At 54.1% G+C, this 15,499-nt stretch carries 15 protein-coding genes; 14 read left to right on the top strand and 1 reads right to left on the bottom strand.

All coding sequences use genetic code 11. From position 1 onward, the window contains the following. The first annotated feature begins 31 nt into the window (after positions 1 to 31). The 13 genes from ccoS to FUA23_RS04285 all read left to right on the top strand — a co-directional run bounded on the left by ccoS (position 32) and on the right by FUA23_RS04285 (position 11,783). Complete coding sequence (gene ccoS, locus FUA23_RS04345) at positions 32 to 190, top strand: cbb3-type cytochrome oxidase assembly protein CcoS (protein WP_147929496.1); 159 nt, start codon at positions 32 to 34, stop codon at positions 188 to 190. Beyond that, on the top strand, positions 183 to 2,339 hold the full coding sequence (gene ccoN / locus FUA23_RS04340) for a cytochrome-c oxidase, cbb3-type subunit I (RefSeq protein WP_147929495.1): 2,157 nt from the start codon (positions 183 to 185) through the stop codon (positions 2,337 to 2,339). The genes ccoS and ccoN overlap by 8 nt, the downstream gene beginning before the upstream one ends. Before the next feature lie 82 nt (positions 2,340 to 2,421). After that, entirely contained in the window at positions 2,422 to 2,610 is a 189-nt protein-coding gene (locus tag FUA23_RS04335) for a hypothetical protein (RefSeq protein ID WP_147929494.1), read from the top strand. Beyond that, the gene (locus FUA23_RS04330) at positions 2,607 to 3,515 is read left to right on the top strand and encodes a cbb3-type cytochrome c oxidase N-terminal domain-containing protein (RefSeq protein WP_147929493.1); all 909 of its coding nucleotides are present in this window, start codon (positions 2,607 to 2,609) and stop codon (positions 3,513 to 3,515) included. Before FUA23_RS04335 ends, FUA23_RS04330 begins: the two co-directional genes overlap by 4 nt. 3 nt (positions 3,516 to 3,518) lie before the next feature. Next, positions 3,519 to 5,111: a 4Fe-4S dicluster domain-containing protein gene (locus FUA23_RS04325; protein WP_147929492.1), complete on the top strand. Its 1,593-nt coding sequence runs from the start codon at positions 3,519 to 3,521 to the stop codon at positions 5,109 to 5,111. 2 nt (positions 5,112 to 5,113) lie between these two features. After that, the gene (locus FUA23_RS04320) at positions 5,114 to 5,554 is read left to right on the top strand and encodes a FixH family protein (protein ID WP_147929491.1); all 441 of its coding nucleotides are present in this window, start codon (positions 5,114 to 5,116) and stop codon (positions 5,552 to 5,554) included. Next, positions 5,554 to 6,237, top strand: a complete 684-nt coding sequence (locus tag FUA23_RS04315) for a sulfite exporter TauE/SafE family protein (protein ID WP_147929490.1) — start codon at positions 5,554 to 5,556, stop codon at positions 6,235 to 6,237. The genes FUA23_RS04320 and FUA23_RS04315 overlap by 1 nt, the downstream gene beginning before the upstream one ends. Positions 6,238 to 6,278: 41 nt before the next feature. Next, positions 6,279 to 6,683 (top strand): CBS domain-containing protein, encoded by a 405-nt coding sequence (locus tag FUA23_RS04310; RefSeq protein WP_246144019.1) that lies wholly within the window; start codon positions 6,279 to 6,281, stop codon positions 6,681 to 6,683. Between the two features lie 124 nt (positions 6,684 to 6,807). Then, complete coding sequence (locus FUA23_RS04305; protein ID WP_147929489.1) at positions 6,808 to 7,038, top strand: hypothetical protein; 231 nt, start codon at positions 6,808 to 6,810, stop codon at positions 7,036 to 7,038. A gap of 102 nt (positions 7,039 to 7,140) precedes the next feature. Beyond that, positions 7,141 to 8,346, top strand: coding sequence for a PAS domain-containing sensor histidine kinase (locus FUA23_RS04300; protein ID WP_246144018.1), 1,206 nt, complete (start codon positions 7,141 to 7,143; stop codon positions 8,344 to 8,346). A 4-nt stretch (positions 8,347 to 8,350) separates the two neighbouring features. Continuing rightward, the gene (locus FUA23_RS04295; protein WP_147929488.1) at positions 8,351 to 9,406 is read left to right on the top strand and encodes a response regulator; all 1,056 of its coding nucleotides are present in this window, start codon (positions 8,351 to 8,353) and stop codon (positions 9,404 to 9,406) included. Between the two features lie 135 nt (positions 9,407 to 9,541). Then, on the top strand, positions 9,542 to 10,639 hold the full coding sequence (locus FUA23_RS04290) for an endonuclease/exonuclease/phosphatase family protein (protein ID WP_147929487.1): 1,098 nt from the start codon (positions 9,542 to 9,544) through the stop codon (positions 10,637 to 10,639). A 244-nt stretch (positions 10,640 to 10,883) separates the two neighbouring features. Then, entirely contained in the window at positions 10,884 to 11,783 is a 900-nt protein-coding gene (locus FUA23_RS04285; RefSeq protein WP_147929486.1) for a hypothetical protein, read from the top strand. A gap of 65 nt (positions 11,784 to 11,848) precedes the next feature. On the opposite strand, the gene FUA23_RS04280 is transcribed toward FUA23_RS04285, so the two are convergent. Beyond that, complete coding sequence (locus FUA23_RS04280; RefSeq protein ID WP_147929485.1) at positions 11,849 to 14,512, bottom strand: AAA family ATPase; 2,664 nt, start codon at positions 14,510 to 14,512, stop codon at positions 11,849 to 11,851. 291 nt (positions 14,513 to 14,803) lie between these two features. Here FUA23_RS04280 and FUA23_RS04275 point away from each other — a divergent pair, with 291 nt between their 5' ends. Further along, positions 14,804 to 15,469 (top strand): hypothetical protein, encoded by a 666-nt coding sequence (locus FUA23_RS04275; protein ID WP_147929484.1) that lies wholly within the window; start codon positions 14,804 to 14,806, stop codon positions 15,467 to 15,469. Positions 15,470 to 15,499: the final 30 nt, after the last annotated feature.

Raw genomic sequence — 15,499 nt, 5'->3', positions numbered from 1 at the left:
GCACCTTGCAGTCGTAAATAAGGGAATACCCATGAAAGTAATCTTACTACTCATCATCGTCAGCCTTCTGGTAGCCATCGGCTTCCTGGTTGCTTTTTTCTGGGCGGTTGGTACCGGCCAGTACGACGATGAGGTTACCCCATCCATTAGAATCTTATTCGAGGACCCCAAAGCATCTGAAGATGACTGAAACAACTGCTACACCCGCCGAAAAACTCGCGCTGGAGCATTTTGAGTACGACAATACAAGCGTCAAACGGTTTGCCTACGCTACGGCCTTTTGGGGCCTGATCGGGATGATCGTTGGCCTCTGGGCTGCACTCCAACTGGTATGGCCATCGCTCAATTTCACCGCTGAGCTGACTTTTGGTCGCCTCCGTCCGCTGCACACTAATGCGGTGATTTTCGCTTTTGTCGGCAACGGCATTTACATGGGCGTTTACTACTCGTTACAGCGATTGCTGAAGACGAGAATGTACTCCGACCTGCTGAGCGCGATTCACTTCTACGGCTGGCAAGCCATCATTCTGGCGGCGGCGATTACCCTTCCACTGGGGATAACGACCAGTAAAGAATACGCTGAGCTGGAATGGCCAATCGATATCGGTATTGCGCTGATCTGGATCATTTTCGGGATCAATATGTTCATGACCATCCTCAAGCGCCGCGAGCGGCACCTTTACGTTGCGATCTGGTTCTACATCGGCACCTGGGTAACGGTAACGGTACTTCACGTAGGCAACAGTCTTGAGCTCCCCTACAACTTCATCCACAGTTACCCCGTCTTCGCCGGGGTACAGGACGCTTTGATACAGTGGTGGTACGGACACAATGCGGTGGCATTCTTCCTGACCACACCTTACCTGGGCCTGATGTACTACTTCCTGCCCAAAGCAGCCAACCGCCCCGTTTTCAGTTACCGGCTTTCGATCATTCACTTCTGGGCGCTGATTTTCATCTACATCTGGGCCGGCCCTCACCACTTGCTTTACACCAGTCTTCCTGATTGGGCCCAAAGCCTCGGTATGGTATTCAGCCTGATGCTTATTGCCCCAAGTTGGGGTGGTATGCTCAACGGCCTGCTCACCCTCCGCGGAGCGTGGGATAAAGTACGCGAAGATCCGGTTCTGAAAATGTTTGTGGTGGCCATCACCGCCTACGGTATGGCTACGCTGGAAGGGCCGTTGCTCTCCATCAAAAGCGTCAACGCCATCAGTCACTACACCGACTGGACGGTAGGCCACGTTCACATCGGAACCCTGGGCTGGAACGGTATGCTCACCTTCGGTGTGCTCTATTACATCTTCCCGAAAATCTTCCGGACTAAACTTTACAGCACGAGCCTCGCCAACGTCCACTTCTGGATCGCAACCCTGGGTACGCTCTTTTACGCCGTCCCTCTGTACTGGGCCGGATGGACGCAGAGCGCCATGTGGAAACAATTCACCCCCGACGGTCTGCTGCAGTACGGTAACTTCCTCGAAACGGTCGATGCCATTCTCCCGATGTACATGCTGCGTGCCTTTGGTGGTACGATCTACGTAGCGGGCGTGTTCATCATGATCTACAACCTGATCAAAACGGTAAAACAGGGTGACTTCCTGCCCAACGAACCAGCTTCCGCTCCGCCCCTGGCGGCTAGTCCCGGAGGGCACAAAGGTGAAAACTGGCACCGTTGGATCGAGCGCCGTCCCGTACAGATGCTCGTTGGTTCCACCGTAGTAATTCTGATTGGCGGGTTAGCGGAGATCTTCCCGATGGTTATTGTCGACGACAACGTACCGACCATCGCCTCCGTCAAACCGTACACTCCACTGGAACTAGAGGGACGCGACATCTACATCGCAAACGGCTGTAACAACTGCCACAGCCAGATGATCCGGCCTTTCCGCTCTGAGACGGAGCGTTACGGGCAGTACTCGATGTCTGGCGAATTCATCTACGACCGCCCTCACCTGTGGGGAAGTAAGCGGACCGGGCCCGACGTTCACCGCCTTGGTGGCAAGTACCTCAACCTCTGGCACTACCGCCACATGGAAGACCCCAACTCCACGAGCCCGGGCAGTATCATGCCTCCCTACTCATGGATGCTCGAGCGTAAGTACGACGCGAGCTACCTGCCCGCTAAAATCCGGGTACTGCAGAGCCTGGGCACGCCCTACCCCGACGGCTACGCCGACGTCGCCATCGACGACCTCAAAGAGCAGGCTGCTGAGATTGCGGCCGACCTCCGTGACCAGGGCGTCGAAGACGAGGAACTGGAAGAACGGCAGATCGTAGCCCTGATTGCTTACCTGCAGCGACTTGGTACCGACATACAGGCAGAACCCGAAAAATAGTCCACCGGCAACCGGAAGCCGGGTCTGAAAACCCGGCTTCCACCTTCCTAGCTTCTGACTTCTAGCTTCAAATTCTAATAAAATGGCAAAATACCTCCTCGCAGGATCCGACATAAACTGGCTCGCCATCATGGCCTTGCTCACCTTCGTCTTTGTTTTCACCCTCGTACTGATCATGGTTTTAGGGCGCGGACGCGGGAGCTATGCTGAGGTTGAACAGCAACCTTTGATCGACAGCTATTCCTCAAACGATAAAACTGATATCCAGTGAATTTCCTAACCAACAATCCGCTGTTCTTACAAGCTACCGCTCCCGTTGTCGAGCCAGCCCCAACCGGCCTGCTCACAGGGATGTCACCGATGGAGCAACTGTTACTGGTGCTCATGCTGCTGGTGTTTGCAGCCGGCATGGGAGCTGTGATCAATCTCAGTTTCGTCTTCATGCGGATGCAGCGCCTCCGGATGTTAGAAAAGTACCACCCTGAAGTTCTGGAGAAAGTGGGCGTTCCTGTTCCGGCTTCGGCAACCATCCCCTGGTGGAAGCAACTCTACGACCGGCTTACCGACGAGGTACCGGTGGAAATGGAAGAAGAAATCCTTCTGGACCACAACTACGACGGCATCATGGAGCTGGACAACAACCTGCCTCCGTGGTGGAAAGGCTTATTCTATATCGCAATTGCCTTTGCTCCTGTCTACATCTACTTCAACCACTTCTCTGACTACGGCCTGAGTTCGCACGAGGCGTACGAGGTCCAGATGGATCAGGCTGCTGATGACGTTAAAGCCTACCTGGCTACCCAGAAAAACGCCATTGACGAATCCAACGTAACCCTGCTGGTTGACGCCGATGCCCTTTCGAACGGCCAGACCCTGTTCACAGCCAAATGTGCGGTGTGCCACGGTCAGCTTGCCGAAGGCGGAATCGGCCCCAACCTTACCGACGCTTACTGGCTGCACGGCGGCAGCATTGCGGACATCTTCAAGACGATCAAGTACGGTGTCCCCGAAAAAGGGATGATTGCATGGAAAAGCGAGCTACGCCCCCGCGACATGCAGGAAGTTGCCAGTTTCATCACCAGCATGGGTGGAACCGAGCCCGCCAACGCCAAGGAACCCCAGGGCGAACTCTACGAACCACGGGAAGAGGAAGAAGTAGAAACTACAACCGAATAAACAATGGACAAGAAGGCCAACAAGGATAGTTTCAGGGACACCATCGGCACCGTCGATGCCGACGGCAAGCGTAAATGGGTTTTCCCTAAAAAACCTGCCGGACGCTACTATAACTGGAGGAGTTACCTCAGTTATGTACTGTTGCTGATTCTTTTTGGCCTTCCCTGGATCAAGGTTGGGGGCGAACCGGTCCTTTTGCTGAACGTGCTGGAGCGACGCTTCATCCTGTTCGGTCTTTCGTTCACGCCTCAGGATTTCCATCTCTTTGCCATCCTGATGATTACCGGAGTAGTGTTTATCGCGCTGTTCACGGTGGTTTTTGGCCGGCTGTTCTGCGGGTGGGTTTGCCCGCAGACGATCTTTATGGAAATGGTTTTCCGGAAGATAGAATACTGGGTCGAAGGCGATGCCAATGCTCAGCGTAAGCTGGCCAAGTCCCCCTGGACCAAAGACAAGATCAGGAAGAGAGTGATGAAACACAGCCTGTTCCTTCTGGTTGCGGCTGTGATTGCCCATACCTTCCTGGCTTACATCATTGGGATAGACGCAGTGCTTGAGACCGTTAGCCAGTCGCCGGCAAGTGCTCCGATGGGCTTCCTGGCCATTGTGGTCTTCATCGGGGTTTTCTACTTCGTCTTCGCCAATATGCGGGAGCAGGTTTGCATCGCCATTTGTCCGTACGGACGCCTGCAAGGCGTATTGCTCGACAACGACAGTATCAACGTAATCTATGATTACGAGCGCGGCGAACCCCGGACCAAGATCCGTAAAGGCAAACCCAAAAAGAGCAGTTGCAGCGATTGTGCCAATTGCCGCGACGGCAAAGGCAGCTGCGCAGACCAGATGCTGCACAGAATGGAAGCAGAGCTGGCGAAAAACGGGCATGGCCCCTCAAAAACATCCGCTGCACCTGCGACCGCGCCCTTATCATTCTCCGACACCGGAGAAGTGATGCTGATGGACGCCGAGCCCCTCCGCAAAAGCGACTGCATTGACTGTACGCTCTGCGTACAGGTATGCCCGACGGGTATCGACATCCGGGACGGCATCCAGATGGAATGTATAAACTGTACGGCCTGCATCGATGCCTGCGACACAGTGATGGACAAAATAGACCGCCCCCGCGGTCTGATTCGCTACGATAGTGAAAGCGGCGTTGCCCGCCGGAAGCGCAGAATATGGACACCGCGGGTGATTGCTTATTCCGTAGTACTACTGGCGCTAATTGCACTGAACATCTTTTTGCTCGGTGGCCGCGACGGCCTCGATGTAATCATGCTCCGCACCCCCGGTACACTCTATCAGGAAAACACGGACGGATCTATCAACAACCTCTACACCTATCAGATCATCAACAAGACGGGCAGCGAGTTGCCGCTTCGTTTTGAGGTGGCGGACGTTGCCGGCGCTAAGGTTCGTTTCATCGGAGAGCCGCCGCTGGCGGTTCCCGGAGAGATTGCGGAAGGTGCCGTATTCGTTGACCTGCCAGCCGACCCGGAAGCCGGCTTTGACGGCAATCTCGAAATTGAAGTCTGGACCGGCGAGAAAATGTTGGAAACCCTGACAACCACCTTCGTTCACCCTAAAAAGCGATAACCATGAAATTCAACTGGGGCCACGGTATTTTCACCTTTTACGTCATTTTCGTAGCTACCCTGGTGGTAGTGGTGATCAAGAGCCGCACCTTCGACAACAGTCTCGTTTACGAGAACTACTACGCCCGCGACATCAACTACCAGCAAGAGTACGACCGGCGGTTAAACAGTAACTCTTTGGCTGATCCCTTGCGGATTGTGAGCTCGGACGAAGGGTACGCGCTACAGTTTCCTCCATCGCTGGAAGAAAAAGTAGAGGGTACCGTGCTACTGTACCGCCCGAGCACGAAATCCGATGACCGACGGGTAGCACTCGAAGTTAATCCGGAGGGGACCATGTCTTTACCCTTGCGGGGTATGAACCCGGGGCGTTACGAAGCGATTGTGGAGTGGCAGTCCGGCGGGGTGAAATACTACGACGAACTTGACCTCAACATCCGCTGATGGAACTCCTCGTTGCCTTTTCGCTGGGCCTTACGGGTAGTCTTCACTGCGTAGGCATGTGCGGTCCTTTGATGCTCGCTGCAGGAAACGGGAACCGCTGGCAAAGCGCCTTTGCCTATCAGTCCGGACGGATACTGGTGTACGTATTACTTGGCAGTTTGCTCGGGGCCTTCGGCCTCGGGATGCGGCTATGGAACGCCCAGAGCATGATCGCGCTGGTTTCGGGAGCGCTGCTCATTGCTTTTGCGTTGCTCCGGCTCGACCCGGGAAACATGCTGCAGCGCTTACCCGCGTACGCCCGCTTTCAGATTGCCCTAAGGGCAAAGATTTCCGGCTTCCTGGGCAAGCGCGGAGTATCCGGCCAGTTCATTCTGGGATGCTGCAACGGTTTGCTCCCCTGTGGTTTGGTTTACCTCGCAGTGATTGGAGCTGCCAACACCTCCGGCCCACTGGCCGGAGCCGGTTTTATGCTTGCCTTCGGGCTGGGGACGCTGCCTCTGCTGACAGCGACGATCTACGCCGGCCGGCGGCTTTTCCGCTTAGACGCGGCCCGCTTAGCGGCCGCCACCCCCATCCTGATGACGATTGCAGGATTGCTCCTGCTTTACCGCGGCTGGATGACCCACATCCCTTACGACTTCCTGGCCCATCAGGATATGGCCTTCCCGCCAATGTGCCATTAAACAGTGGCTCATCCGATTTCTCAACCTTAAAATAAACTACCATGAATTTATTAGCCAAAGTATCCACCCTGATGACGACGGACGTAGTGACCGTCAGCGAACACACTCCGGTGGCTGTAGCACTCGGTCTGTTCAAAAAGCACAACATCCATCACCTCCCCGTACTGAGCCCGGAGAAAGCCCTGATCGGGATCGTCAGCCCTGCGGACTTCCTGAAGCTGCCCGATAACGGAGCAGGGATGCATTTGGTGAAAGAGATAATGACCTCCCACGTAGCCAAGTTAGAGCCCACCGATACCGTAAGAACGGCCGCCAACCTGTTCTGCATGAATAAGTTTCATGCTCTGCCCGTCATCGAGGACGGAAAGCTGGCGGGCATCCTGACTACCCTGGATCTGGTCCGGCTTATCGACCAGGAGGAGATTCGGCTGGAAGACTACGCCTGATCCCTCCCAACCGTGTGTGCACCTGCGGCCGCGCCTGATATAAATCACCACACTCCGTGATTTGCGTCAGTGTTCGGGAAGCCTTACCGCCCGAAATTTGTGACATAACAAAACCACAAAACAAATGCGCTTCTTCGCTTGCACTTTCGACAAAGTCCTGATCCGTTTTTTCCTCATGATGGCATGTGTCATTGGTGGATTATTTTCTGGTCAGCCACTGATCGCCGTTCTGGCACTCCCTCTCTTTCTCAGTGCTATCCTTGGCGTAAGCTTTATGCCAGAAAAAGAGGTGGCCGAAGTTGCCACACAGGTTTCCATGAAACCTGATGCACGAAAGACTAAAAATGCCGCCTGAAATCAAGGTCTCTCAAACATTCACATTTCTTGTGCCTCCGATAGCCATCGGGGGCACTTTTGTGTACAGACCCTTTATCTTTAGCCCTCAACAAAGCACGCTATGATGATGGGCAACCCCGGAAAAATGAGTCAGGAAGACAGCCACCGGCTGAAAGCTCTTTTCGAAATGGCAACCGACGGCATCATCACGATGAGCACCGAGGGGATAATCGAGAACCTGAACTTTGCAGCCTGCGCCCTCTTCGGATACGAAGCAGAAGAGTTGAAGGGCCAAAAAGTAAACATACTGATGGGCAGCTATGATCGTACCCACCACGATGAGTACCTCGAACGCTACCACAAGACCCAACAGCCCCGGATAATAGGGATCGGGCGGGAAGTGACCGGCCGCAGGAAGAATGGAGAAGAGTTCCCCCTCCGACTGGCGGTGAGTGAAGTTAATCTGGAACAACAGACCATTTACACCGGAATGCTACACGACCTGACCGATTTCAAACGGGCTCAGGACCGCGTAGTGCAGCTTAATGCCGAGCTGGAAGACAAAGTAGAAGAAAGAACTGCTGCCCTGCGCCAGCGCGAAAAAGAATTACAGCGGGCACTCGGGAAAGAGCGGGAATTGAACGAACTCAAAAGCCGTTTCCTGAGTATGGCAAGCCACGAATTCAAAACACCGCTCAGTACCGTACTCAGTTCGGTAGAACTGATTGAGTTGTACCGGGAAGAGGTCCAGCAGCCCAAGCGCGAAAAACACATCGGCCGGATAAAAGACGCTGTTAACCAGCTCACCGACGTGCTGAACGACTTCCTCTCCCTCTCTCAGTTAGAACAGGGGCAGATTGCCGTTTCGCCGCGCCTTACCGATCTGCGGGCAATAATATCCACCAGTGTGGAAAGCAGTGAAGGGCAACTAAAGGAAGGGCAAAAGGTAATACTCAAGCTCGCCGAAGAACCCAGCCGCATCGTTACCGACCCCAAACTTTTGCGGCACATACTGATCAACCTTATCTCGAACGCCGCCAAATACTCTTCGCCGGGAATGGAAATAACCATCACCTCGGGCTGGCAGGACGAGCGCTGCTTCATAAGTGTTGCAGACCGGGGCATCGGTATTCCGGCGGAGGACCAGACCCACCTGTTTGATCGTTTTTTCCGGGCCCGCAACGTCGAGAACGTGAAAGGAACTGGCCTGGGGCTCAACATCGTAAACCATTATTTACAACTGTTGGACGGCAAAATAGAGTTTGAGAGCGAACTGAGTCAAGGCTCCACTTTCACTATTTTACTACCCGCACAAAAGGATATTTAAAGTCATGGATACGACCACAATTCTCATCATAGAAGACAACGAAGAAGTTCGGGAAAACCTGGAAGAAATCCTTGAGCTGTACGGTTATAATGTCCTTGCGGAGCCCAACGGGCTTGCGGGTGTAAAGACTGCCATTCAGCATCCGCCGGACCTCATCCTTTGCGATGTGATGATGCCGGAACTGGACGGTTATGGCGTGTTGAATATGCTGAGCGAAAATGACCGCACAGCAGCCGTCCCGTTTGTTTTCATTACCGCCCGCACCGAAACCGAAGACATCCGCAGGGGCATGAACCTGGGTGCCGACGACTACATCACCAAGCCGTTTTACAAAGATGAGTTGCTGAATGTGATCCGTACCCGCCTGAAAAAAGCAAAGGCACGTAAAGGAACAGCATCTACGCCCGGGCAGATGACGCCTCACCTCAGCGATCCGGAAGGAGGGCACCTTCGCCTTAAGCAAGCCTTCGAAGAACCAGCCCGGCGACAAGTACTGGACCAGGGGCATCAGATTCTGGGAGAAGGCGATTACCCCCATTTCATTTACCGCATCGAATCGGGGAAAGTCCACCTGAGCAGATCCCATGAATACGGGCGTAGCTACGTAATTGCAGAACTGGGAGCCGGAGAGATTTTCGGTATTTCCTCGGCACTCGAGCGGAGCCCTTCTCATTACACCGCCAAAGTTACATCCGACGGAACGGTACTTCAGTCCATCGCTACTGACCAGCTGATGAAACTCATCAACGCCGACCGGACAGTAACCGAGGCCTTGATGCGGCTGATGGCCGGCCGGGTGGTGGAAAGAAGCAAAAGACTCGTGCAACAGGCGTACGACAGTGTCCGCCGCCGGACCGCCCTTACGCTTTGCGATCTGTACGAAAAGTATGACGGTGCCCCGATTGAACTTTCCCGGGAAGAACTGGCTCAAATGGTAGGTACCACCAAGGAAAGCGTCATTCGGTCCTTATCGGACTTCAAAAAGGACGGATTGATTCTCGTTAGTGGCAAACAACTGGTGATTCAGGACTTCGAGAGCCTGCGCAGTTTACTCGTTTAATCGTTGTTATTGCCAGCCCGTGCTACCTTGATGCAAACCTGAGACTCAGAGCACCTGAGCCCGGGTTTATCGTTGCAGGAGTAGATTGACAGACCAACGACCATCGAAAGGCGTGTTCGCCCTAACTTCGCCCTTATGTTACGCAAACTATTAAAGTTCCTCGGAGGACTCGCCCTGTTTTTCCTCCTCTACATCGTGGGCTTCCTCATTCTCGGGACATTGACCGATTGGCAACCGCAAGGAACGGAAAGCCTGCGGGAAAGCAACGGACAAACGGCTGCCGAAACCGTAATCAACGACTCCATCGTGAGCTTTATGACCTGGAACGTAGGCTACGGTGGCATCGGCGACAAAGACTTCTTCTTTTACAACCAGGCCGCTGGTTTTTGGTGGACAAAGCCGGGTACGGTACGCATGAGCGAAGAGCGGGTGAAGAGCAATGTGGTCGGCCAGGAGGTAACGCTGAAGGGAAATGCAGCCGATATCTACCTGCTGCAGGAAGTCGACACCGCCGCCCGGCGCAGCCACTACATCAACCAACTGGCGGTAGCGCGTGATGCCCGGTCGGATTACGCCGCGCATTACGCCTCCAACTTCAAAAGCAAGCGGGTGCCGCTGCCTTTCTTTCAGCCCTGGGATCATTACGGCTACGTAGTTGGAGGCTTGGTAAGCCTGTCGCGGTACCAACCCATCTCCGCTGAGCGGATTCAACTTCCCGGCGAGTACGCCTGGCCTACGAAACTCTTTCAACTGGACCGTTGTGCGTTGCGGCAGGTCATCCCGGTTAAAGGTGGGAAAGAACTGGCCGTATATAACATTCATTTTTCTGCTTACGATGCTGACGGCAGCATCCGCGCTCAGCAAATGGGTAAAATCAAGGAACTCGCACTCGATGATTATGCCGCTGGCCGCTACGTCGTGGTCGGTGCAGACTGGAACCAGGTGCCGCCCGGCTTCAACTGGTTCAGTATGAACCCGACAGTAAAGACAGCACAGCTTCCGCTCTCGGTCGACTTCGAGTTCATGCCCGATGGGTGGGGCTACGCCTATGACCCTACGGTAGCTACCAATCGTGAGAGTGCTGCGCCGTACGCGTTGCATAAAACACGACGAACGGTAATCGATTTTTTCCTCCTCAGCCCTAACCTGCGCATCAAAACGGTACGTGGCATCGAACAGGCTTTTCGGTACAGCGACCACCAGCCGGTTTACATGGAGGTGGAATTGTTGTAGTAAAGCGGGCGCGGCCGCAGGTGCAATGAAGGGTTGAAGGCAAAGTCAGACGGACGGTCTCCCTGCCTTATCGTTTCTGTTCAAAGGGTAGGTTTCCAGCCCTTGTGTGCGTCCTGTTTATGCGTCTTGAGCTTTAGGAGATCGTTGCTCCCTGCACCAAATAAGGTATTTCGGAGGGCAATACCGCCGCCCCCCGTACCTTGCACCCGCGTTCGCGCCCATATCCTCAAAATCAACCATAACAATGAAACCAATATCTTTTTTCCTTTGCATTTGCCTGGGCCTGCTGGCTATCTCCTGCGAACCCGGAACTGCCGGCGAATCTGAGACTGCCACTGCGGAAACCGCAGTTTCATCCGACAGCCCCAAACCCGGCGAAAAATTCATGAAGGACGGCAAAAAGACCATCATCCTGGAAGCTCAGCCGTGGCCCGTTGGGGAATCCGGCGTTTACCCCGCTGCCGAAGGGTTCAATGCAGCCGGATCGGACGGACGGGCCCTCCGCCTGGCCGACAGCATCGTGAAGTACCACGGTGGCTGGGAAGCATACGCCAACACCCGGTATTTCACCTGGAATTTCTTCGGGGCCCGTACTCTGTTGTGGGACAAACTCGAAAAACGCGTCCGCATCTCAATGCAGGGCGACAGCACCATTTACCTTGTTGATTTCTCCGACGCTGACAACCTGAAAGGGAAGGTGAAAAAGAACGGCGTAGAAGTAACCGACCCCGAAGAACTGGCCGCAGAACTGACCAAAGGTCACAGCATGTGGATCAACGACAGCTACTGGCTCGTTCAGCACTTCAAGCTGAAAGACAGCGGCGTAACCCTGAAATACGGCGGTGAAGTACGTACCGACCCTCAGGCCGTCCGCCCAAGCTATATTCTCGACATGACCTTCGAGAAGGTTGGCAACACCCCCCAGAACATGTACCGCCTGTACGTCGACAAAGTGACCTGGCGCATCAACACCTGGCAATTTTTCCGGGACGCAAAGGATGAAGAGCCGGCAATGGAGACCCCCTGGAACGACTACCTCCCTTACAACGGGCTCGTACTTTCGGGCGATCGTGGAGGTCGTTTTCAGCTGAGCGCCATTGGTGTCCTGAACAGCGTCCGGGATGCTGAATTTACCGACTTCTAGCAGCAGACAACAGAATCTCTACCGGAGCAGGTACCAGAGGTAATCGGATTTTAGTGGTTGCACCACTAAAATCCGATCCGTTTACGCTGGATGGAAAGCTCTTTGGTATCCAACTTCAGGTGCTCCACGTCGGCTTTGAGGATACGGACAGTTTTGCCTTTGTCTTCTATAGCGGCGACGTCGGCAGACCGGCGCAGATCGTGCCGGCGGATAATATCGACAACGATTTTTCGGACAGAGCGGGCGTTGCCGAAGAAGGCATCGCGATACTTGTAGAGAAAGCGGAGGTATGCGGCCAGGTGTTTCTCGGCAGCGGGAGTGAGTTGGGCTCCGTTCTCCGCCATCATACGGCGTGCAATTTCCAGCAGTTGCTCCGGGTTGTAGTCCTCGAAGCGGAGGGTTTTGTCGAAACGGCTGCTGAGGCCGGGGTTGGCCTTCAGGAAAACGTCCATATTGTCGGGGTAACCAGCCACGCAAACGAAGAACTCGCCGCGGCGGTCTTCCATCCTTTTAAGAAGTGCCTGAATGGCTTCGTCTCCGAAATCACCGCGTTGGGATGATTTTTGCGTGAGGGCATATGCCTCATCAATGAAGAGTACTCCACCGATCGCTTCTTCGACCTTCTTTGCGGTTTTTTCTGCGGTCTGGCCTACGTACCCGGCCACCATTCCCTGCCGGTCGGTTTCAACGATGTGGCCACGTTCCAGAATACCGAGTGCGTTATAGAGCTTAGCCAGGATGCGGGCTACGGTGGTTTTTCCCGTTCCCGGGTTACCGATCAGGACCGCATGCAGGTGAAAGCTGTTGAGCACATTGCGCCCGATCTGGCGGTAGTACCGAACGAGGCTGACCAGGTCGTGCAGCTGGCGCTTGATGTTGTCCATTCCCGTAAGCGCGTCCAGTTCTGCTAGCGCCTCGGCGAGTAACTCGTCGTTGACGGGGATCGCAGGCGGTTCCTTTTTCTTGATGCCTTCAATCTTGTTGACGTCTTCTAGTTCGATGGTGCTCAACTGCTGGTTGGTCAGTTTAGCGACCCCTCCGCTATTCATGAGCCGAAGGCCCATCTGAACCTTGGCCTTCTCGATGAGGTCGTGGACGTAGCGGGCGTTGCCGAAAGTTCGGTCGCGGGTACGGAATGCGCGGGTGATTATCTCGTCGATACGGGCTTTGGCCGACAAAGTAAGCTCTACGCCCAGGCCGTCGGAGGCATAATCGGCGATGGTACTCAGCTCCTGCGGCATGAAGTCCCGGAAATCATAATTGTGTTTGAAGCGTGACTTGAGCCCGGTATTGCTGTCGAGAAAGCGCTTCATCTCCTCCGGATATCCGGCGACAATGACGGCCAGGTCCCCCTGTCCGTTACTCATTTCCTTCACCAGGATTTCGATTACCTCACGACCGAAGTCCTTGCCATCGTCGTTGCTACGGGCCAGGGCGTAGGCTTCGTCGATAAACAGAACGCCACCCCGGGCTTTCTCGATCACTTCGCGCGTTTTGGGTGCGGTTTGGCCGATATATTCTCCGACAAGATCAACGCGGTCGGCAACGACGGTATGCCCACTGGAGAGGAGCCCCATTTTGCGGTACAGCTTGCCCATCATGCGGGCCACGGTGGTTTTGCCCGTTCCGGGGTTACCGATAAAGATGGAATGAACATCCATGCCTTTGTCCATATCGAAGCCCCGCTTCTGGCGAAGCTGAAGAAACCGGATATAAACAGCATGTTCTCTGATCTGCCGTTTTACTTCGTGCAGACCGGTGAGAGCGTTGAGGCGGGCCATTATTTCGTCGAAACTCTCATCTGTTTCTTCGGCAGCCGGAGCGAGAACCATGGTATTCTCTTTGCCGGGCAGGTAAACTGCCGGCGATCCGGGAACAGCCTCGTCGTCTACGACGAAGGGGATGCTGGCAATCAGCCGGTCGAGGAAGACAATATCGGCCGTATAATTATTGATACGCCAGAGATTTGGGGTTGCAGCCCCCCAGCCAGCCGTGATTTTTATAAGCTCCTGATTTTTCCGGACGTGGTGAAGACGAACAACCTGTCCTTTCAGTTCCCGGGCCTGGTTATGGAACTTGGTAAACAGTTCCAAGTGCCATTCTTCGTCAGGCTGGAGGTTTCGGAAAGTCAGTTCCAGGTAGATGTATCTTGTTTCTTTGACAGCAAACTCCCGGAGGTAGACGCGGTCGTCTTCGGTAACATCATCGTAAGGGCCTTCGTAGAGCCGCGCGGAAACCGGCTCGATGTACTTCTCGACCGACTCTTTGATTTCCCAGTCATCGTCGAGCGGGTCGGGCATATTATCGTGCGGTTCGATGACGTAGAAGTACTTACTTCCGATCTTTTGCCCATCGATGTATGCTTCCCAGAAATAAGTACCTCGTTTCCAGAAAGTTCCTCTTTTTTGGTTCCCCCACCCTTCTCTGAGGTAGATAACGCTGTCGAATTTACTCACCTCTTTTTCGATGGTGAGGTTGCACATTTCAGTTCGTACCTGATTATCGATACTGAAACACTTGAGGTCTACCCGCAGAGACCAGTCTTCAAGGTCGAAGCGCTTGTTGAAGAGCGAGAGTTCGGTATAGATATAGGCGGTTTCGAACCGATCAAACACCTGCCGGTACTTCTTTACGTTTTCCCAGAGATACTCTGTGGAATTATAGACCTTAAGCTCTTTGAACTTGTAGGGCGGGAGGGAGGTATCGGATTGTTCCTTGCTGCTGGTCATTTCAGTAAAGTAAAGGGTAAAAAAGGTGCTACGCAAGAAAGCAGGGGTAAGACTTTCGGGCAATCGGTGTTATTTTACTATATGCAACGCTGAACACTTATGGCCGGGCTTACGTTTTGGGGTGCTTCCGCCCGGATAAACGTCAATTCGCACCTAAAAGTTACGCTACATCTCTTAGTAACAGTATTGGATTGATCGACATCCGGCCTTAGCCGGGGCACACTTAAAGTCGTGTTAAATGCGTTACCTTACCAGCTCAATTGTAATCAACACCCATTCAGAACACACCCCATGCCCCCCTTTCGCGAAAAACTGCTGACTGAAGTCACGGGTATTTGCCGGCAACTCTACCAACGCCGGCTTGCACTCGTGAAGACCCAGGCACTGGTGAGTGAAGACGCTAAACAGGACGTCATTGCACTCGTGCTCCGCCTGAACCGGCTACGTGCGCTCACTCCCTTTCCTGCTGAGCAGGAAACTGACATGGCTCCGCTGGAGAAACTCAAGGCAGGCATCGATGATGCCGATGCCGACCAATTTGCCATTCAGGAGGAGTTAATAAAATGGGTCAATGAATTCCACCCGCAGACAGAAACCGCAGCCGACGGTGAAGTTGCACCGGAAGACGAGAAAGGAGGGCAAATCCCTCCTGTTAATCAGCGGATGATAGACAACCTGGCCTCGTTCCGGTCGGCAATAGATCGTACGAGGTTAAACCTGATGCTGGCTGGTGACTCTGCCGATCCGGAGACTTATACCGCTGCCCGCAACGCCTTCACCCTTGCCCGGGCAGTCTACGATGAGCGACTAAGGCTGAACCAGATAACGACAACCAACGCCGACTGCGCAAAAATGGAACAAGTACTCATTCCTGATGTGCGGGATGCGACCGGAGCTACCTTCCCCGGTACTATTCAGGCAGGTGCAGACTTCATCTCGGACAAACTGTTTGTCTGATTTTACCGATTATTGCGCTGATCCCGGGCA

The organism is Neolewinella aurantiaca, assembly GCF_008014675.1.
Classification (GTDB): Bacteria; Bacteroidota; Bacteroidia; order Chitinophagales; family Saprospiraceae; genus Neolewinella; species Neolewinella aurantiaca.
Note: the sequence above shows the minus strand (reverse complement) of the source record. Positions and strands in the feature narration are given on the sequence as shown.